The sequence below is a fragment of the Nocardia sp. NBC_01730 genome (genome assembly GCF_035920445.1).
Classification (GTDB): Bacteria; Actinomycetota; Actinomycetes; order Mycobacteriales; family Mycobacteriaceae; genus Nocardia.
The window spans coordinates 5,846,881-5,865,643 of sequence record NZ_CP109162.1; the positions used below are offsets into that span (position 1 = coordinate 5,846,881).

19 protein-coding genes are annotated in these 18,763 nt (G+C 65.4%); 15 read left to right on the forward strand and 4 right to left on the reverse strand.

The genetic code is table 11. From position 1 onward, the window contains the following. The first annotated feature begins 31 nt into the window (after nt 1–31). Nucleotides 32–349, forward strand: coding sequence for an ABATE domain-containing protein (locus OHB12_RS24445; protein ID WP_327121391.1), 318 nt, complete (start codon nt 32–34; stop codon nt 347–349). A 38-nt stretch (nt 350–387) separates the two neighbouring features. Next, nucleotides 388–489 carry a CGNR zinc finger domain-containing protein gene (locus OHB12_RS24450; RefSeq protein ID WP_327121393.1) on the forward strand — a complete coding sequence of 34 codons (102 nt, stop codon included), beginning with the start codon at nt 388–390 and terminating at the stop codon, nt 487–489. Here the strand turns inward: OHB12_RS24450 and OHB12_RS24455 are convergent. Beyond that, a complete protein-coding gene (locus tag OHB12_RS24455; protein ID WP_327110996.1) occupies nt 486–1,877 on the reverse strand; it encodes a glycosyltransferase family 87 protein in 1,392 nt (463 codons plus the stop codon). The genes OHB12_RS24450 and OHB12_RS24455 overlap by 4 nt on opposite strands. 339 nt (nt 1,878–2,216) lie before the next feature. Here OHB12_RS24455 and rpsF point away from each other — a divergent pair, with 339 nt between their 5' ends. The 11 genes from rpsF to OHB12_RS24510 all read left to right on the forward strand — a co-directional run bounded on the left by rpsF (nt 2,217) and on the right by OHB12_RS24510 (nt 14,440). Next, nucleotides 2,217–2,504 (forward strand): 30S ribosomal protein S6, encoded by a 288-nt coding sequence (gene rpsF / locus OHB12_RS24460; protein WP_327110998.1) that lies wholly within the window; start codon nt 2,217–2,219, stop codon nt 2,502–2,504. A 92-nt stretch (nt 2,505–2,596) separates the two neighbouring features. Next, nucleotides 2,597–3,142, forward strand: a complete 546-nt coding sequence (locus OHB12_RS24465) for a single-stranded DNA-binding protein (protein ID WP_327111000.1) — start codon at nt 2,597–2,599, stop codon at nt 3,140–3,142. Nucleotides 3,143–3,199: 57 nt separating this feature from the next. Further along, nucleotides 3,200–3,451, forward strand: a complete 252-nt coding sequence (rpsR, locus tag OHB12_RS24470) for a 30S ribosomal protein S18 (protein ID WP_327121395.1) — start codon at nt 3,200–3,202, stop codon at nt 3,449–3,451. Between the two features lie 17 nt (nt 3,452–3,468). Continuing rightward, a complete protein-coding gene (gene rplI / locus OHB12_RS24475; RefSeq protein WP_327111002.1) occupies nt 3,469–3,921 on the forward strand; it encodes a 50S ribosomal protein L9 in 453 nt (150 codons plus the stop codon). Between the two features lie 628 nt (nt 3,922–4,549). Beyond that, entirely contained in the window at nt 4,550–7,147 is a 2,598-nt protein-coding gene (gene dnaB / locus OHB12_RS24480; protein WP_327111004.1) for a replicative DNA helicase, read from the forward strand. Nucleotides 7,148–7,378: 231 nt separating this feature from the next. Beyond that, nucleotides 7,379–9,106 (forward strand): cutinase family protein, encoded by a 1,728-nt coding sequence (locus OHB12_RS24485; protein ID WP_327111006.1) that lies wholly within the window; start codon nt 7,379–7,381, stop codon nt 9,104–9,106. A 368-nt stretch (nt 9,107–9,474) separates the two neighbouring features. Next, the gene (locus tag OHB12_RS24490) at nt 9,475–10,386 is read left to right on the forward strand and encodes a DMT family transporter (protein ID WP_327111008.1); all 912 of its coding nucleotides are present in this window, start codon (nt 9,475–9,477) and stop codon (nt 10,384–10,386) included. A 108-nt stretch (nt 10,387–10,494) separates the two neighbouring features. Next, complete coding sequence (locus OHB12_RS24495; RefSeq protein ID WP_327111010.1) at nt 10,495–10,905, forward strand: nuclear transport factor 2 family protein; 411 nt, start codon at nt 10,495–10,497, stop codon at nt 10,903–10,905. Between the two features lie 13 nt (nt 10,906–10,918). Beyond that, the gene (locus tag OHB12_RS24500) at nt 10,919–11,587 is read left to right on the forward strand and encodes a class I SAM-dependent DNA methyltransferase (RefSeq protein ID WP_327111012.1); all 669 of its coding nucleotides are present in this window, start codon (nt 10,919–10,921) and stop codon (nt 11,585–11,587) included. 135 nt (nt 11,588–11,722) lie between these two features. Further along, entirely contained in the window at nt 11,723–13,075 is a 1,353-nt protein-coding gene (locus tag OHB12_RS24505) for a WS/DGAT/MGAT family O-acyltransferase (RefSeq protein ID WP_327111014.1), read from the forward strand. 240 nt (nt 13,076–13,315) lie between these two features. Next, nucleotides 13,316–14,440, forward strand: a complete 1,125-nt coding sequence (locus OHB12_RS24510) for an NAD(P)H-dependent flavin oxidoreductase (RefSeq protein WP_327111016.1) — start codon at nt 13,316–13,318, stop codon at nt 14,438–14,440. A 386-nt stretch (nt 14,441–14,826) separates the two neighbouring features. Here OHB12_RS24510 and OHB12_RS24515 read toward each other — a convergent pair whose 3' ends face one another. Then, nucleotides 14,827–15,603: a GntR family transcriptional regulator gene (locus OHB12_RS24515; protein WP_327111018.1), complete on the reverse strand. Its 777-nt coding sequence runs from the start codon at nt 15,601–15,603 to the stop codon at nt 14,827–14,829. A gap of 424 nt (nt 15,604–16,027) precedes the next feature. Here OHB12_RS24515 and OHB12_RS24520 point away from each other — a divergent pair, with 424 nt between their 5' ends. Beyond that, on the forward strand, nt 16,028–16,819 hold the full coding sequence (locus OHB12_RS24520; protein ID WP_327111020.1) for a M15 family metallopeptidase: 792 nt from the start codon (nt 16,028–16,030) through the stop codon (nt 16,817–16,819). Between the two features lie 8 nt (nt 16,820–16,827). On the opposite strand, the gene OHB12_RS24525 is transcribed toward OHB12_RS24520, so the two are convergent. Continuing rightward, nucleotides 16,828–17,232, reverse strand: coding sequence for a nuclear transport factor 2 family protein (locus tag OHB12_RS24525; RefSeq protein ID WP_327121397.1), 405 nt, complete (start codon nt 17,230–17,232; stop codon nt 16,828–16,830). 86 nt (nt 17,233–17,318) lie between these two features. Here OHB12_RS24525 and OHB12_RS24530 point away from each other — a divergent pair, with 86 nt between their 5' ends. Continuing rightward, the gene (locus OHB12_RS24530) at nt 17,319–17,870 is read left to right on the forward strand and encodes a PadR family transcriptional regulator (RefSeq protein ID WP_327111022.1); all 552 of its coding nucleotides are present in this window, start codon (nt 17,319–17,321) and stop codon (nt 17,868–17,870) included. A 236-nt stretch (nt 17,871–18,106) separates the two neighbouring features. On the opposite strand, the gene OHB12_RS24535 is transcribed toward OHB12_RS24530, so the two are convergent. Beyond that, a complete protein-coding gene (locus OHB12_RS24535) occupies nt 18,107–18,706 on the reverse strand; it encodes a DUF459 domain-containing protein (protein WP_327111024.1) in 600 nt (199 codons plus the stop codon). Nucleotides 18,707–18,763 lie beyond the last annotated feature (57 nt).

Sequence of the window (18,763 nt, forward strand, 5' to 3'; positions counted from 1 at the left end):
CGTCAAGGCCCGATCGACCACGTTCGACGACCTGCTCGACACCCCGGTCGCGCTCGCCGGTTGGATCGTCGCCGCCGAACTGCTCGACGCCGCCCCGCGCTGCGACGCGGACACGCTCGCTCGCGCGGTGCGGCTGCGCGAGGCCGCCTACCGCATGGCGCTGGCCGCGGCGGACGACAAACCGTTTGCCGACGCGGACCGCCGGGTGGTGAACGATATGGCCGATGGCGACCTTCCTTCGGTCGCCCTGCGGGCTGACGGCACGATGACCCGAACCGGCGACGCGGGCGCCGCACTCACCGCGATCGCCCGCTCCGCGGTCGAACTGCTCGGCGGTGCGGGGCGCTGATCAAGGAGTGCGGCCGCGCCGAATGCACTCGCCTGTACCTGGACACCTCTCGCGGCGGTTCCCGCCGCTGGTGCGACATGACACTGTGCGGCAACCGCGCCAAGAGCGCCGCGTTCCGCGCCCGCCGGAGCGGACCCTAGACCACTGGGACCAGATCGCCAGGCTCATACCGCGGCACCGGCGGCGGCGCCGGGCGATACCCGCGCGGCAGCGCCCACAGGAACACGAAGAACAGCACTACCAGCAGGCTCGCCCTGCCCCACACCCCGAACTGGACGATGTTCTCCATCAGATCCACGGAGGTGCCTTGCCCCATCGAGTAGAAGTACCGGAACACACCGATCCCGATGGCCGCGTCGGCGACGAGATAGCTGCCGATCTGCCACCACGGCACCTCGAGCAGCACGAGGAACGGCACCAGCCACAGTGTGTACTGCGGCGAATGCACCTTGTGGAACAACAGGAATCCACACAGCATCGCACCGCTCACCCCGACCCAGGGGAAGACGCCGGTCGTCAGGTACCGCCGCCAACCGAGCCACATGGCCAGCGCGAACGCGGCGATCACCAGCATCGGGGAGGCGACCGACACCACCTGCTGGAATATCGCCTCACTCTGGACGTCCTGGCCGAACATCGGCCGGAGCCCCCAGTACCAAATGGAATTCGTGGTGATGTCGGCCTGACGCAGCTGCTGAAAGGTGATCGACGCGCGCCAACCTTCGTAACCTGCCAGCGCGAACGGCAGGTTCACCGCGACGACGGTGCCGGCGGCCGCCGCGGCGGCGAGCAGTGCGCCGCGGATGTCGAAATCACGATCCGACTGATCCCGATCGCGTTCGACGCCCCCGGTGAGCACATACGCCACCAGTGGCAACACGAAAATCCCCGGGTACAGCTTGAGGCAGAAGCCGAGACCGAGCAGCACCGCTGCCAGAATTCCCCTGGTGCGCAACGAGTATCGGGTCAGGACACCCATCACGTAGACGGCCGCGACCGCCGTGCACACCACCGGGAGTTCCCAATTGTGGAAGGCGTAGAGCACCAGCGGCGGTCCCGCCGCCCACAGCAGCGCGGCGCGCCCGGCGAGCCGGGCCAGCATCCATGCGGTCAGCAGTGCGAACGGCGCGAGCAACAGCGCGGAGTGCAGCAGGAACTCGGCGTCGTTGTCCGCGCCGACCGCGCCGAGCCACATCAGCAGACCGCTGAGCACCGGATATTCCACCGCGCCTCCGACCAGCGCACCGTCGTCGGTGATGCCGCCGCCCAGATAGGGAAAGACGTGCTCGTTGATATCGCGGCCGAGCCAGAGAAACTGGATGTCGGAATAGCAGACGTCCGAATCCTTGGCGATGTCGAAGACGATGCTGCGACCGTCCGCGTCGAACGGCGCGCCCGCACACCGGGCCTTGTTCACGTATGCCAGCGCGAGGGTCAGACCGCACAGCAGCACAACCACCGCGGCCAGCGCCGCGCTACGTCGCACGCGCCCTGCGAGCAGATCGCTGGCGGCGAGTCCGGTCGGCATGCCAACCACCCTAAGCGGCACGACCAGACCATGCCGATGTTCCCCCCACCGCAACGACTGATTTCGTACGCACATGGCTAACTCGCCGAGCACCGGCTGACTCGCCCGCCACCTCACCGCCAGCCGCCGACGCCACCACCGCGGCTGCCGAGTCCGGCCTGAATACTCGGAGAGGCGGAGGAGCGAGGCGGAGCAGCGAGGCGGAGGAGTGGGGCGGAGGAGTGGGGCGTTTCGTTGCGCACCGCCCGCTCATGTAGCCTTGTCGGGTTGCTGACGCAACGACCCTCCTGCCACGGACCGTCCGTGGCCGTTTCCTAGTCCACAGGAGGTGATTGGTCCGTGCGTCATTACGAAGTGATGGTCATCCTCGATCCAAGCCTGGACGAGCGCACTGTTGGTCCGTCGCTGGACAACCTGCTCAGTGTCGTTCGCACCGATGGCGGCAAGATCGACAAGGTCGACATCTGGGGCCGCCGCAGGCTCGCCTACGAGATCGCCAAGCAGGCCGAGGGCATCTACGCCGTGGTCGATCTGACCGCCGAGCCCGCCACCGTGAGCGAGCTCGACCGGCAGCTCGGTCTCAACGAGTCGGTGCTGCGCACCAAGGTTCTGCGCCACGACAAGTAGTTCCGCAACCCTCGTTTGCGTCAGAGCCTGTGCCTAGGCTCTAGCGCAACAGCGAGACGCGAACTGCACACCGAGCAGGAGGAACCAACCACATGGCAGGCGACACGGTCATCACCGTCATCGGAAACTTGACGGCCGACCCCGAGCTTCGATTCACGCCGGCGGGACAGGCGGTGGCGAATTTCACCGTCGCGTCGACACCCCGTGTTTTCGACCGTAATTCGAACGAATGGAAAGACGGCGAAGCGCTGTTCTTGCGCTGCAATATCTGGCGCGAAGCCGCGGAGAATGTTGCCGAAAGCCTGACCAGGGGTTCCCGCGTCATCGTGAGCGGACGGCTCAAGCAGCGCTCCTACGAAACCCGCGAGGGTGAGAAGCGCACGGTCGTCGAGCTCGAGGTCGACGAGGTCGGTCCCTCGCTGCGCTATGCCACCGCGAAGGTCAACAAGGCCAGCCGTGGCGGTGGCGGCGGCGGCTTCGGGTCCGGCGGTAGTGGCGGTGGCGGTGGCGGTAACTACGCCTCCTCCGGTGGTGGCGGTGGGCGTTCCGGCGGTGCCGAGGACGACCCTTGGGGCAGTGCGCCCGCGGCGGGCTCCTTCGGGGGCGGCAGCCGCATGGATGACGAACCGCCGTTCTGAGAACGGACACATCGGCCCGCATGATCCGGGCCATCAATGATTACGGAGTACACGACCATGCCTAAAGCGCCCGCGCGCGAAAAGGTGCTCAAGAAGAAGGCTTGCGCGTTCTGCAAAGAAAGCAAGACCGGAACCGTTTCGATCGATTACAAGGACACGACGCTGCTGCGAAAGTACGTCAGCGACCGCGGCAAGATCCGCGCCCGCCGTGTCACCGGCAACTGCGTGCAGCACCAGCGTGATATCGCGGTTGCGGTCAAGAACTCGCGTGAGGTGGCTCTGCTGCCTTACGTGTCGACGGCTCGCTGAGAAAGGGAGGCACACAAATGAAGTTGATTCTGACTGCTGATGTGGACAACCTCGGTGCCCCTGGCGACACGGTGGAGGTGAAGGACGGCTACGGCCGCAACTACCTCCTGCCGCGCGGCTTGGCGATCGCGGCCAGCCGCGGCGCGCAGAAGCAGGTCGAAGGCATCCGCAGGGCGCAGGACGCCCGTCGGGTTCGCGACCTGGACCACGCCAACGAGCTGAAGCAGGCCATCGAGGGCCTGGAGTCGGTCTCGCTGACCGTGAAGACCGCGGGCACCGGCAAACTGTTCGGCTCGGTGACCCAAGCGGACGTCGCCGCGTCCATCAAGTCGGCGGGCGGCCCCGTCGTCGACAAGCGCAGTATCGATCTGCCGAAGGCGCACATCAAGACGACCGGGAAGCACGGCATCGTCGTGCACCTGCACCCGGATGTGGTGGCCAAGTTCGACCTGACGGTCACCGCCAGCTGATTCAGGCTTTACGTCGAAGGACCACTCCCGTGCCCCCGCACAGGAGTGGTCTTCAGCTGCGCGGTGATATTCCACAGCGCCAGTTAGCTGTCCGCTTGCTCACGTCAGACATTTCGCTCGGAAAATTCTCAGCGAATCGGTTGCCGTCCGCCGGACCTCCGGTTATTCGACCTGTGGATTACTGGCGAAACCAGCCGGGAGCAATGTGATACAAGTCATACTCCGCTTACGTGCTGTTCACTCAACACGCCCGGCTGTTCAACTTGGTCGACACGCCGATACTTGATTCATCCACACATCGAGTGATGCGGAAATCCATGTCTATCTGGATGTTTATCCGCAGCGACGTGGGTTTTCCCCAAGTTGTACACAGGGGGTGCACAACACCGGGTAAACAGTCCCCAACTTATCCACAGCTATGTGCACAGCCCGGTTTGGCGGACGGCTGTCGGGTCACCTAGGTTCGTCGCATTGCCGTGTGCGAGCCGCCTCCCGACCGAAGTCAACCGGCAGGCCATGGCGGTAGCTGGAACACAGTCGACCGAGGCAAAGTGTCGGTGCCCGGGAGTACAACGAGTCATCAATAGGGCAGAACCCGGTCGTGGGGTAGAGAGGACGGTCGAGTCTGGTGACAGCCACTGATGACCGCCGCGAGCACACGAATTTTCCGCCCGAACCCCCCGGTGAAGACTTCGGCCGCCAGCCCCCGCACGACATGGCGGCCGAGCAGTCGGTCCTCGGGGGCATGCTCTTGAGCAAAGACGCGATCGCCGATGTCGTCGAGGTGATCCGCCCCGGCGATTTCTACCGTCCGGCTCATCAAGCCGTCTACGACACCATCCTCGATCTCTACGGCCGCGGTGAACCCGCCGACCCGGTGACCGTCGCCGCGGGCCTGGACCGCCGCGGTGAGCTCAAGCGCATCGGCGGCGCGCCCTATCTGGTCACGCTCACTCAGACCGTGCCCACCGCCGCCAACGCTGGCTACTACGCCGAGATCGTCGCCGAGAAGGCGATCCTGCGCCGTCTGGTCGAAGCGGGCACCCGCATCGTCCAGTACGGCTACGCGGGCGCCGACGGCCAGGACATCGCCGAGGTGGTCGATCGCGCCCAGGCCGAGGTCTACGAGGTCACCGAGCGCCGCACCACCGAGGACTTCCTCCCGCTCGAGGAACTCCTGCAACCGACGATGGACGAAATCGACTCCATCGCCAGCCGCGGCGGCATCTCCCTCGGCGTTCCCACCGGCTTCACCGAACTCGACGAAGTCACCAACGGCCTCCATCCCGGCCAGATGATCATCGTCGCGGCGCGACCCGGCGTAGGCAAAGCGCTTGCCCTCGACACCCGGCTGCCCACGCCCACCGGCTGGACCACCCTGGGTGAAGTCCGGGTCGGCGACGAATTGCTCGATGCCGAGGGCTTTCCCACTCGTGTGGTGGCAGCTACCGATGTCATGTCCGGACGCCCCTGCTACGAAGTCGAGTTCTCCGACGGCAGCGTGCTCGTCGCGGACGAACAGCACCAATGGCTCACCGAGACCAGGTCATCCCGGCGATCGAAGCGAACCTTCGCCCAGGTGCGGACCACCGGCGAGATCGCGAGCACGCTGCGGTGCGAGACGGCCGATCGCAGGCTCAATCACTCGGTCACCAACGCCGGCCCGCTGCAGCTGCCCGCACGCACCTTGCCGGTGCCGCCTTACACACTGGGCGCTTGGCTCGGCGACAGAACATCCGCGGCCGCACAGCTGACGTGTGCCGATCCGGAGATTGTCGCGCGCATCGAAGCTGAGGGAATCGTCGCCGTGCCATCGCCGTCGGCGCGGTCGCGCTATCAACTCCGGTTGCCTGCCGACGAGCCGATCACCGCTCGCGAGTGCGCGGTCTGTGGAAAGGAATTCGTTCCTTTCACGAACGAGGTCCGCACCTGTGGGCGGTCCTGCGGCGGAAAGGCGCCGTTCCGCTCCACTTCGGTCCCCGCGCCATGCTGCCCGAATTGCGGCGGGCGGTCGATCGGTCTGCGCCTGTGCGAGAAGTGCCGAAACACCGTCGGCAGCGTGCAGGCGCGTCTCCGGACGCTCGGCGTCCTCGGGAACAAGCACATCCCCATCGACTACCTGCGGGCGTCCGAACGGCAACGTCGTGCGCTCCTGGCAGGTCTGCTGGACACCGACGGCACCGTGACGCACAGCGGCTCGGTGCAGTTCTGCGCCACCAACTCACAACTCGTTCGGGACGTGCAGGAGCTGATCGTCAGCCTCGGCTACCGCTGCCACAGCTCCACCAGAAGCGTCCGCGGTCGGTCCGAAGAATCATCCACCGCGTATACCATCACGTTCGCTACCGACGACGAGGTATTCGGCCTGCATCGAAAGGTCGTCCTGCACAAAGAGCGGCGCGCGAGCCGCAGCACTGTGCGATGGAACGCACGGTTCGTCGTGGACGTGCGCCGGGTCGACAGCGTTCCGGTACGTTGCGTCGAAGTGGACAACGCCGACCATCTGTATTTGGCCGGAAGCTCGATGATTCCCACGCACAATTCCACGCTGGGCATGGATTTCATGCGTAGTTGCTCGATCAAGCACGGACTCGCCAGTGTCATTTTCTCGCTGGAAATGAGCCGCACCGAGATCGTCATGCGCCTGCTCTCCGCCGAAGCGAAGATCAAGCTGGGCGATATGCGCTCCGGGCGAATGAGCGACGATGACTGGACCAAACTGGCGCGGAGGATGAGCGAGATCAGCGAAGCACCACTGTTCGTGGACGATTCGCCGAACCTCACCATGATGGAGATCCGCGCGAAGGCACGGCGACTCAAGCAACGCCACGATCTGAAGCTCGTTGTGGTGGACTACCTCCAGCTGATGACCTCCGGCAAAAAGGTCGAATCCCGCCAGCAGGAAGTCTCGGACTTCTCCCGAAACCTGAAGTTGCTGGCGAAGGAGCTCGAAGTCCCGGTGGTCGCGATCAGTCAGCTGAACCGTGGTCCCGAACAGCGAACCGACAAGCGCCCCATGGTGTCCGATTTGCGCGAGTCCGGCTCGCTGGAACAAGATGCCGACATGGTCATCCTGTTGCACCGCCCCGACGCTTTCGAGCGCGATGACCCGCGTGGCGGTGAAGCCGACCTGATTCTCGGCAAGCATCGTAACGGCCCGACAGCGACGATCACCGTCGCACACCAGCTGCACCTCTCGCGGTTCGTGGATATGGCTCGCGGCTGAGGCTGTGATATCGATCCCACAGTGGTCGGCTTCGGCGGTCCCGATCGTCGTCCGATGAATCCGGCAGCACGCGTTGATCGGGAAATCAACAACGCGTTGTACCCCCTGATCAAGATCAACAAACAAACTGATCAGTAACATTCGACCTCCCAGCCACGAAGTCCTCGGTGACGCGTGGCCCTTCGGGGGGGCCTATCCGTCCACTTGTCGGTTATGGATAGGGATCAGGGCATGGCTCTTCGCGAGTTCTTTGTACGGCATCGCATCGCTTCGGCTGCTGCTGCGCCGGCAGTGTTGGGGGTGGTGGCGGTCGTCGCTGCCTCGTGGGCACTGACATCAACGCCGCAAACCAGGAATACGCAGCTCACGGCATCCGTTACGGAATGCCACGACATGGTGACCATCTCGGTGGCCGGCCGCAACGACACTCCTGTCGCGGGGACCACGAAGATGCTTGTCGGGCCCAACGGTGAAGAATTGCCCGCAGCGCTGTCCGGTGACCATCGCAGCGATTGGGTCGATCCGGTCGTCAACGCACCGGCCGATGCCGTCGACCCCGGCTCGTACGCCGCCGTCTACATCGCGTATCCGGCGAACATGGCCACCTACGAAGACGCCGTCACCACCGGTGTCGCGAATACGCAACAGGTGATGCGGGAGATCGCGAAGGCATGCCCCGACACCAAGTTCTCGATCGTCGGATACAGCGAGGGCGCCGATGTCGTCCGCCGCGTCGCGATGAATGTCGGACATCAGGAGGCCGACCGGGACGGTGGATACGGGATCGTCGATCCGGCCGATGTCGTCGGTGTCGTCATCCTCGCCGACGCAGGTCGCACGGCGGGAGAGGGACCGTTCCCCGGCGCAGAGGATCCGTTCGGCAGTCCTGACGGCTTCGACCAGCAATATCAGAACGGGACGAAACCGGCGCCTGGTCAGGGTGCGCTGCCGGGCACCAGCGGTGACTTCGGTGCGCTGAACGGCAAAATCGCGTCGTTCTGCTCCGATGGCGATCTCACCTGTGCGGCACCGGAGAATATTTCACTGCTGCAGTTGGCGGTCAATGTGGGCCGACAGTTGAACGTCGACGCGCTCGAACGAGACGGCCTCACGCCGGCCACAGGGCAGGATGTCGCCGTTGCCCTCAGCCGTATCGCGCTTGCGGCGTTCGCGGACATTCAGTCGCAACCGAACTGGGTGCAGAGCGACGAGACCTTTCTCCAGGTACTGCTGAGGGTGTCGGACCCGGCATACAAGCCAGGTGAGACGCCGAAGGCTCCGGCGAAGTCGGAGTCGATCTCGACCAACGAGATGTCGCCGCTGGCCTACCTGCCGCAGAAGGTGCTGAACGAGATCATCGGTCTCATCGTGACGAATCAGAACACGATCCCCGTGATCATGAGCGACCCGTACCAGCTCACGCTCGGGCCGAACGGAACCGGTCACCACTTCGACTACTGGCGTGACGCCAATCCTTCCGACGGCAAGCCACTGACATCCGCCGAGTATGCGGCCGCCTGGCTCACACACCTGGCAAAGCAGGCGCAGGCTGGTGAGCCGGTCGATACGACTGCCAAGCCGGAAGCGGCCGACCTCGCCGCCGCGTACAAGGCGGTGGCGGCCACCTCGGCAGCGGCGACGAGCGAACCGACCAAGGACGCGGCCTCGTCACCGAAGACCACCAGCACCACCCCCACGAAGACAACCACAACCGCCCCAACGAAGACCACCGGTGCCGCCGCCACGAAGACCGCTACCAGTAGCGAACCGACGACCCCGGTGCCGACGACTTCGGCGTCGCCGTCCCAGACCACGAGCACGGCAGTCACACCGAAGGTGGCAACCCCGCCGACTCCGTCTTCGGTCGCGGCGCCCACTGAGACTACGAAGCCGACCACCACCACGCCGACCACCACGACAACGGAATCCGCAGTGCCAACCACCACCAGTGCGCGGTGAGGACAGCACATCAATTGACTCGACCGACAATGCCGCCTGATCCCGACACCTGAGCCGAATAGCCGATGAAGACCCCGCTTGCGGCGAACACCTACTCGGCTCGGGCCAAGTCGGCCGATCACGTCGACCAGGCATGTCCCATTGCCCCGGCGGGCCGAGTCCGAAAACCCGCAGCTCCGTGGACAATTCAGCCGAAGCGGATGTTCGCCGGGCGCGGCAGCAGGCGCGAAAGTGGCCTTCTTCCCGCCGAGAACTGGATCTGTCGGATCATCGGATCGCCTGTCTAAGCTCCACTTGATCGAAAGTGAGTGGAGCATGTCAGACACCGAGATCGTTCCCCGTCATCCGTGCGAATCGGTGGTCGCGCGATGACGCGACGCGGGTGGGCGCTGTTCTTGGCGATGGGTGTGATCTGGGGCGTGCCGTACGCGATGATCCGGATCGCGGTGGAGGATCTCGACCCGATCGTCGTCGCATTCGGGCGCACCCTGATCGGCGGGTTGCTCTTGTTGCCGATCGCGCTGTACACCAAGGCGCTCGCACCCGTGTTCCGCCGCTGGCGGCCGCTACTGCTCTACACGCTGGTGGAGATCACCGGGCCGTGGTTCCTGATCGGGTACGCCGAGACCACGCTCAACAGCTCGACCGTAGGGCTGCTGATCGCGGCGGTTCCGCTGATCACCGTGGTGATCGTGACCAAACTCGGCCACGAGCGGTTCGATGCGCGCCGGGTGGCTGGGCTGTTGGTCGGGTTCGCGGGCGTCGCCACGCTCGTCGGCCTGGACATCGATCTGTCGAATCCGGCTGCCATCGGCGCGATCGGGCTGACGACGATCGGGTACGCGGTCGGCCCGATCGTCATCAACCGCGCGCTGGCCGACCTGCCTCCGATGGGCGTGGTAGCCGGCTCGCTGCTGCTCGCCGCGGCGATCTATGCCCCGTTCGCGGGCTGGCTGTGGCCGTCGCGCATCACCGCCGACTCGGCCTGGTCGGTGCTCGGCCTCGCCGTCGTCTGCACGGCCTCGGCGTTCCTGTTCTTCTTCGCACTGATCGCCGAGGTCGGACCGGCGCGCGCGACGGTTGTCACCTACATCAATCCGGCGGTGGCGATCCTGCTCGGCGTCACGGCGCTCGACGAGCCGCTGACCGCGGGCATGCTGATCGGCTTCCCGCTGGTTGTCCTCGGCTCGTTCTTCGGCACCGCCCGCAGCCGCGACAAGGCAGGACCGGACGCGGTCCCCACCGCGCCGAAGGCCGTCGCTGGATTACCCGAGAGGTAATTGCCCTCCGACGCGGACGTGGCGAGAATAAGAGGGCGCCGCGGATCGACGGGGCGCGCACTTCGAGAGGACATGCCGTTGTCGTCAGTCACGTCGCAGACTACCCGCGTGGTAGTCGAGGAGCTGTTGCGCCGCATCGGTTCCGGCGATCCGGAAGCGATCGCCGAGCTGTACGCCGAGGACTCGGACTGGAAGCTGGACTGGCCGCAGGCCGAACACGGTCGTACGGCGACACCGTGGATCAGACACCGTTCGACCAGGGCGGACGCTGCCGCGCACTACCGCTCGCTCGCCGAGCACCATGTGCCGGAGGAGGCTGCGACGCGCGTCGACCGGATACTCGTCGACGGCGACGACGCTGTAGTACTGGGGGAGATCCGGCAGACCGCGCGCCCCACCGGACGCGCCTACCGTGCACGCTTCGCACTGCACCTCACGGTCGAGCACGGCCTGATCACCCGCCACCACATATACGAGGACAGTCTGGCCGTCGCCCAAGCTTTTGGTCCGACGGCGTAATACCCTCCACAGGGTGCCTTATTCCACCGAGGATCCCGCGGCCACCGAGCTTGCCGACGTAACGACGACCCGCGCCGCCTATGACGACATCGCTGACCTTTATGCCGACCTTTTCAAGCACCAGCTCGAACGTCAAGCGCTCGACCGGGCGATCCTCGCCGTGTTCGCGGAGTCGGTGGCGGACAACGGTTCCGGGCCGGTGGCAGACCTCGGTTGCGGCCCGGGCAGGGTGACCGCGCACCTCGCGACGCTGGGTGCGGAAGTCTTCGGCATCGATCTCTCGGCCCGCATGGTCGCGCTCGCACGGGCGGAATTTCCACACCTGTCGTTCGACCAGGGTTCGCTAGAGCAGCTAGCGATCGGCAGCGGCGCACTCGGCGGCATCGTCGCCTGGTACTCGCTGATCCACATTCCGCCCGCTCGCGTCCCGCGGGTGTTGCGCGAGTTTCATCGGGTACTCGCAGCTGAAGGCCACGTGCTGCTGGCATTCCAGACGGCCGACCTGCCCGACGCGGTGGAGGCCTTCGACCACAAAGTGACTCGCGCCTACCGGTGGGCGCCGAAAAGGCTCGCGCGTCTGCTGACCGAAGCCGGGTTCACCATGATCGCCCGCATGGTCCGCGAGCCGGTTCCCGGCGAGCGGTTCGGCCAGGCCTACCTGCTGGCGTCGAAGGTTCGGTGATTCACCGAACACGGTTCATCCGGTCCGGGTAGGTTGATTGTGTCGCGCTGGTTCCTGACCGCGCGGGCCCGCCGACAACGTGGTCGATCTGAAATTCCAACGCTTTTCACCACTGTCGTCAGGGGGCGACTCACTATGGAATTCATCGCGCCTGCCGATGCCGTCTTTCTTCTCGCCGAATCCCGCGAACACCCGATGCATGTCGGTTCACTGCAACTCTTCGAACCGCCGGAAGAGGCGGGCCCCGATTTCGCCAGGAAGACCTACGAAAAACTACTGGGCCGCAAGGACATCGATTCCACCTTCCGCAAGCGTCCGGCAACAATTCTCGGGGCGCCGCAGCTGGCGTGGACGCACGACCGGGCCGTCGAGCTCGACTATCACGTCCGGCGGCTGGCCGTTCCCGGTCCCGGACGGATCGATCAACTGGTCGAGTTGGCCTCTGGGCTGCACAGCACACTGCTGGATCGGCATCGCCCGCTGTGGGAGATCCATCTGATCGAAGGTCTGACCGACGGGCGGTTCGCGGTGTACTCGAAGATGCATCACGCGTTGATCGACGGCGTCTCCGCCCAGCGCCTCCTACAGCGCACGCTGACCAGCGACCAGTCCTCGGCCGTGACCCGGGTGCCGTGGGACCTGCCCCGCGCACCGCGCAAGCACGCGGCGGAGGCGTCGGGTGCGCGCGACACGGCACGAAATCTGTTGTCGGCGGCGGCTTCCGGCACGTCGCTGCTGCGCGCCGCCCGCGCTGCACTGCTCCAGCAGCAGTTGACCCTGCCGTTCGAGGCCCCGCGCACCATGTTCAATGTGCCGATCGGGGGCGCGCGCCGATCGGCGGTCCGGTCCTGGTCGCTGGAGCGGCTCCAGCAGGTGAAGAAGGCAACCCGCTCGACGGTCAACGATGTCGCGCTCACCATGTCGGCGGGGGCGCTGCGCAGGTATCTGATCGAACGAGATGCTTTGCCGGACAAGCCGTTGATCGCGATGGTGCCGATATCGCTGCGGTCCGACGAGGACCACGAGACCAACGGTGTCAAGGTCGGCGCCGTCCTGTGCAATCTCGGCACGGACGTCGCCGATCCGCTGGATCGGCTGCGTGTCATCGGCGAATCGATGCGCAAGAGCAAGGAGGTCTACCGCTCGTTGTCGAGCATCCAGGCGATGGCGCTGTCCGGACTGATGCTCAGTCCCCTCGCCGTCAATCTCGTGCCCGCACTCATCCCGTGGGCCAACCCGACGTTCAACGTCGTCATCTCGAATGTGCCGGGCCAGCGCGAGCCCATGTACTGGAACGGCGCGCGCCTCGACGCCAACTACCCGTTGTCGATCCCGTTCGACGGCCAAGCCGTGAACATCACGCTGACCTCCACCGCGGGCAATCTTGACTTCGGTCTAGTCGGCTGCCGCCGCAGCGTGCCGCAGCTGCACCGGCTGCTCGATCACCTGGAGGACTCCCTCGCCGAACTGGAGCACGCCGCCGCCTGAGCGGGCCGATGGGAAGTCGCGACCGAACGGGGGATCCCCCAGAAAACTAGAACGTGTTACTGTCGATGCATGGTGCGTAAGCCAGTCGAGGAAGCCGCGGCCGCGTCATGGCGATATCTGCGGCTTGCGGCGGATTCGACCCGGCGTGGCCACCGCAGAACACGCGACAATTATGCAACTCGTTCTAGGACATCTGCGCCGCGCGGTTCGCGGCGGAGCAGTTAGGGAGATCAGCACGCCATGCGTACCGAAATCTGCGAACGACTCGGGATCGAATTCCCCATCTTCGCGTTCACCCATTGCCGCGACGTGGCGGCCGCGGTCAGCAACGCCGGCGGTCTCGGCGTGCTCGGTGCGGTCGGCTTCACCGCCGAGGAGCTGGAGGTCGAGCTGGCCTGGCTCGACGAGCACGTGCAGGGCGTCTACGGCGTCGACCTGGTAATTCCCTCCAAGTACGAGGGCAAGGGTGTCGACGGCCTCACCCCCGAGCAGTTGGAAGCCAAGCTGGCCGAACTGGTTCCGCAGGGACACCGCGACTTCGCCGAGAAGATCCTCGCCGACCACGGCGTCCCCCGGCTGCCCGATGGCGAGCATCACAACCAGCTGCTCGGCTGGACCGCGACCACCGCGGGCCCACAGGTGGAGGTGATCCTGCGGCATCCGAAGGCGAAACTGGTCGCCAACGCACTCGGCACCCCACCTGATGACGTGATCGAGCAGGTACAGGACTCCGGCAGGCTGATCGGCGCGCTGTGCGGTTCGGTCAAGCACGCGCTCAACCACAAGAACGCCGGCCTAGATTTCATTGTCTGCCAGGGCACCGAGGGCGGCGGGCACTGCGGCGAGATCTCCTCCCTGGTGCTGTGGCCGCAGGTGATCGACGCCGTCGGCGACCTGCCGGTGCTCGCCGCGGGCGGCATCGGCAACGGCAGGCAAGTCGCCGCCGCGATGGCGATGGGCGCGGCGGGCGCATGGACCGGCTCGCTGTGGCTGACCGTCGAGGAGGCGAATGTGCCGCCGGCGCAGATGCAGACCTACATCGACGCCAGCAGCCACGACACCGTGCGTTCCCGTGCCTGGACCGGCAAGCCGGCCCGCATGCTGCGCAACGACTGGACCGAGGCATGGGAGCAGGCCGACAGTCCGGACCCGCTGCCGATGCCGCTGCAGATGATGGTCGCGCTGGACGGTGTGAAGCGCGGGCACCGTTACCCGGAGGCCGCCAAGGACGTCAATTTCAATCCGGTCGGCCAGATCGTCGGCATGATGAACCGGGTGGAGCGCTCCGCCGACGTGATCAACCGGCTCATCGAGGAGTACGTCGAGGCCTGCGACCGTCTCAACAAGCTCAACGGCGGGCTCTGACTCGGGTCGACCGCTCGACCGGGTCGGCGATGCCGCAGCGGACCAGCTACCCGGCATCCCACCCGGCGAGTTCGGATCCGATCCCTATGCGACAAAAGCTAATTCGCGAGCGGATCCGTCGAACTGCCGCCCCAATGGACTATCGCAGACCGCGATGCGCCCGAATCCGTCTACCACCGAGGCATATGCGTATCCGCGCGGACCGATGACTATCAGATGGCCGCGGAGGACGCATGCAGCGCGATGAAGGCATTGCCTCAATTTTGTCTGAGACAACCTTTCATCCAGAAGGCCGTGGCAGCTTCCCGCCCGAGCGATGACAGTGAACAACGCTCAGCGCGTGATTCATTCGCGACTCAGACAGATTGTGCAGTGTACGAAAGCAGCTATGCCAGCAGAGCGTGCGGCCCGCGCGACTGCTCATCGACCACGCCGACGAGTTCCTCGAACCGCAGGACCACCTTCTCGTGGTACCTGCCGAGCAGGTCCTCGAACAGGGCGATCTGCGCGTCGGACGGTCCCGAGCCGGAGTCCCACACCGCGGCGAGCGCCCGCCAGACCAGCACGTGCAGATCTGGAGCGCCTGCGAAGAACGCCTCGACCGCCTCCGGAACCTCGAGCACCAGCTCGCCGATCGAGTTCAAGATCGCCCGCTGCATGGTGTGCCCGAGTGCGGTAAGCAGCCTGCGCACCAGCATGACCTCGATGGCCAAAATCCGCCGAAGATCCGGATCATCCTGGCGCACAGTCAATTCGAGTTCGTCGATCGAAGCCTTCAGCTCGGCCGAATCTACCTGCCGCTCGCTGCCGGTGTACGCGAGCAGCGCCTCCCGCACAAGGTTGCGCTCGACGTCGACGATGTCGCGGAACATTTCGACCGCGATGCCCGGCATCGGAATAGCGAACCGGAACAGCTGGCGGTACACGTCGACGCCACCCACCTCGCGGACGTCACGGATCGTGAATCCCTTGCCACGCCGAGCCTCGACGAAGCCGTACGACTCCAGCCGACCGAGGGTCAGCTGCGCAGTCGCCCGGTTCATGTCGAACTCCTCGGCCACCCGACGCACCGACGGCATCAGATCCCCCGGCTGATATTCCCCTGCGGCAACCCTGCGCGCCAGCTCATCGGCAACGTCGGCGACCACCGTCTGGGATCCCATCTCGGTTGGCACCTCTCGAGTACTTTCGAAACAACGTCCCAGACAGCCTAACAGCGCGTCTGAGAACTCCGTGGGGAGCCTGTGACGCAGTCCTTTTCGGACGTCCGATGTCCGAACTGTTGAGGTGTGGTCACCGGTTCCCGCGTCGTCCAGGCTGGTTTCACACCCGTGAGAGAGGTTACGGCGCAGGAGGTCTATACGGTCCCCGGTATGCCGAATGCAAGCAAGTGATCCTGGGCGACGGCATCTTCATCTCCGGCGACGGCGTCAATCCCATCGCCAACCTCCTGTCCCGCGGAGCCGCGCGCGACAGCGCATGCCGACGGTAGCGTTCTCGCACAACACTGATTGTGACGTGCGCGTCCTCATCGGGACGCCACGTTCTGAAAGTAGTTGAGCCCAAGCCTGAATCGCGAGGAGAAACATGAGTTCTGTTCGGTCGTTCCAGCGCCTCGGCTCGTTGGCGCTCGCCTGTTCGGTGGCGGTGATGATCTCGGCTTGCGGGGAGGATCGTCATGCCGATGCGCCGGTGACGGGTGCGGCGGCATTCGTTTCGATCACAGATGTCGATCCGACGATCATGGTCGAGACTCGCTATTTCGGGCAGCACAACTTCATCGGCGCCAGAGTGACCGGCTACGAGGCACCCCACTGTCTGTTGACTCGGCAGGCGGCGGCAGCTCTGGCGCGGGTGCAGCAGGAATTGCGGCCGATGAACCTCACGCTGAAGACCTACGACTGTTACCGCCCGCAGCGTGCCGTCGATCAATTCGTGGCGTGGGCAAAAGATCTCGGTGATGTGAAGATGCAGAAGGAGTTCTACCCCACCGTGGAGAAGGCGAACCTGCTCCGGGACGGCTACATCGCCAAGAAGTCCGGTCACAGTAGAGGAAGCACGGTGGATCTCGCAATCGTCGCACTGCCCGCGGCCGCACCCGAACAGTATCGAGACGGTGATCCGCTACGCGAATGCTTCCTCCCTGCCGATCAGCGGTTCCACGACAATATCCTCGATTTCGGCACCGGCTACGACTGCTTCGACCCCTCGGCACACACCGCAGCCTGGGCCGTCGGCGGCACCCAACGAGCACTCCGCACGCTCCTGACGAATCTGATGGACGAGCATGGATTCGCCAACCTCGCCGAGGAATGGTGGCATTTCACCCTGAAGGAAGAGCCCTTCCCGCAGACCTACTTCGACTTCCCCGTGCGCTGATGGGTGCGTCAGTAGAAGCTGCGGCCGCCGGGTCCGCCGGATACCGACCAGACCTCGGTGATCACACCGTTGAGTGTGCGTAGGATGTCGGTTCCGCTGACGGCTACGGGTGTGCCGCCTGTGCCGGTGAACTGTGCTCCGTAAGGGCGGGCGACGAAACCTGTTCGGGTGTCGTCCATCTCGATGACCGCGTCACCCTGAGGGGCGAATCGGAGGTCGGGTGTCGATTCACGCGAAGTGGCGATCTGGGCGGCGAGAGCCTGCGGATGGTGGATGTCGTCGTAGACGGTGGCGCCGGGCTGGGCGTAGCGCAGGGTGAACTCGGGGGCCATGATCTGGTCGGCGAGCGCTAGGTCGCCGTTCCACATCGCGGTCCATCGGTCGAATAGGTCGATGCCGAAATCGCGCATCATCACTCCCTAATGCTATCAGTGATACGGTCTCGCTGACACTAATTTATAGTCTCAGCGATACGGTGTCAACGGGAGCGAGGGGCAAGATGCCGGAACTCGGGCCGCAGGACCACATCGTGCTCGGGTTGATCGCCCGGCATGGGCCGCTCACCCCGTACGAGCTCAAGGCCAAACTCGAGGAGAGCGTCGACTACTTCTGGCCCGTGCCGCATGCGCAGCTGTATCGAATTCCCGTACGTCTGGCCGAGCATGGCCTGCTCGACGAGGAGGCCGAGCAGGGAGGGCGGCGGCGGCGACTCTTCCATCTGACCGACATGGGCCGGGCCGAACTGAAGCGTTGGCTCGCCGATCCACAGAGTCCGCCCGCGGAGACCCGCGACCCCGCGCAGCTCAAACTCTTCTTCGCCGATCTCGGCGCCCCACGTGATGTGGTGGCGCTCGCGGAAAGCCAGGCCGCAGAGCATCGCCGCCTGCTCGATCTCTATCGATCACTGCACGCCGAGATAGATCGGGCCGACCAGATCCGGGCGGCCTCGCGCGCACGCGTCCTCCGGCTCGGCATCCTGCACGAGCAGGCATATGTCGAGTTCTGGGAAGACCTCGCCGCCGACCCCGCCGAACACGGCAGGCGGAGGTAGCCGCGGAGCCTCGTGTCAGGCACTCGATTAGCGTCACCCCGGCATGGACTTCGAACGCACATGGCGCAGACGAAGGCATCTTGGTCTCGCACGGAGTGCCGCTGCCCCATCAGCGGCGACGCCGGCGACCGAGGCCGGGGTACTCCAGCCGTGCTTGCTGCACTGCGCACGACCGTCGGCGACCGGTCGGCCGACATAGGCGCACGGGTACCCGGGGCCGGTAATCGTCGGAAAGGTCAGCGCGACAGCCACTCCCGCCACCGCGGTGCGATCAGCGCCGTCACCTCCTCGTAGCCCGCCGCGCCCGGATGTGCGCCGTCACCTGCGCGTACCTCGGCAGCCCACACCGCGTTGTCGCACAGGGGTTGGTGGACGCGCACGTACGGCACCTCCGCCGTCGCGCAGGTCCGCGCGAACCGCTCGTCGAGCGCCTCGGTGCGGACATTGTGCTCGGCGTCGTCGATCGGCGGCGGCGCGACCATCAGCACCGGCCAGCCGTGCTCGGCGGTCTGCGCGAGCAATTTCGCCAGATTGGCCACCGACTCCTCCGGAGTGGTACGTGGACGGCCGTTCTCATGCATGGCGTCGTTCACGCCGAACGACAGCACCACCCTGGCGTCTACGCCTTTGGGGAGTCTGGGAGCGCACTCGGCGTGCCAGCGAGCGAGGATCTCGACTGATGTCTGTCTGCGCACCCCAAGGTTGTAGTACGTGAGCGGCACACCCTCCTCGTGGGACGTGACGGCGAGACGACCCGCCCAACCGAGGCAGCGTGGGTCGCCGACACCGGCGACGAACGAATCTCCGATGAAACACACACGCAGGTCACCACTCACCCCACGATCTTCGCAGCGCGGATGCCCGCCCGCACGTCCCCGGGTGCGGGCAATATG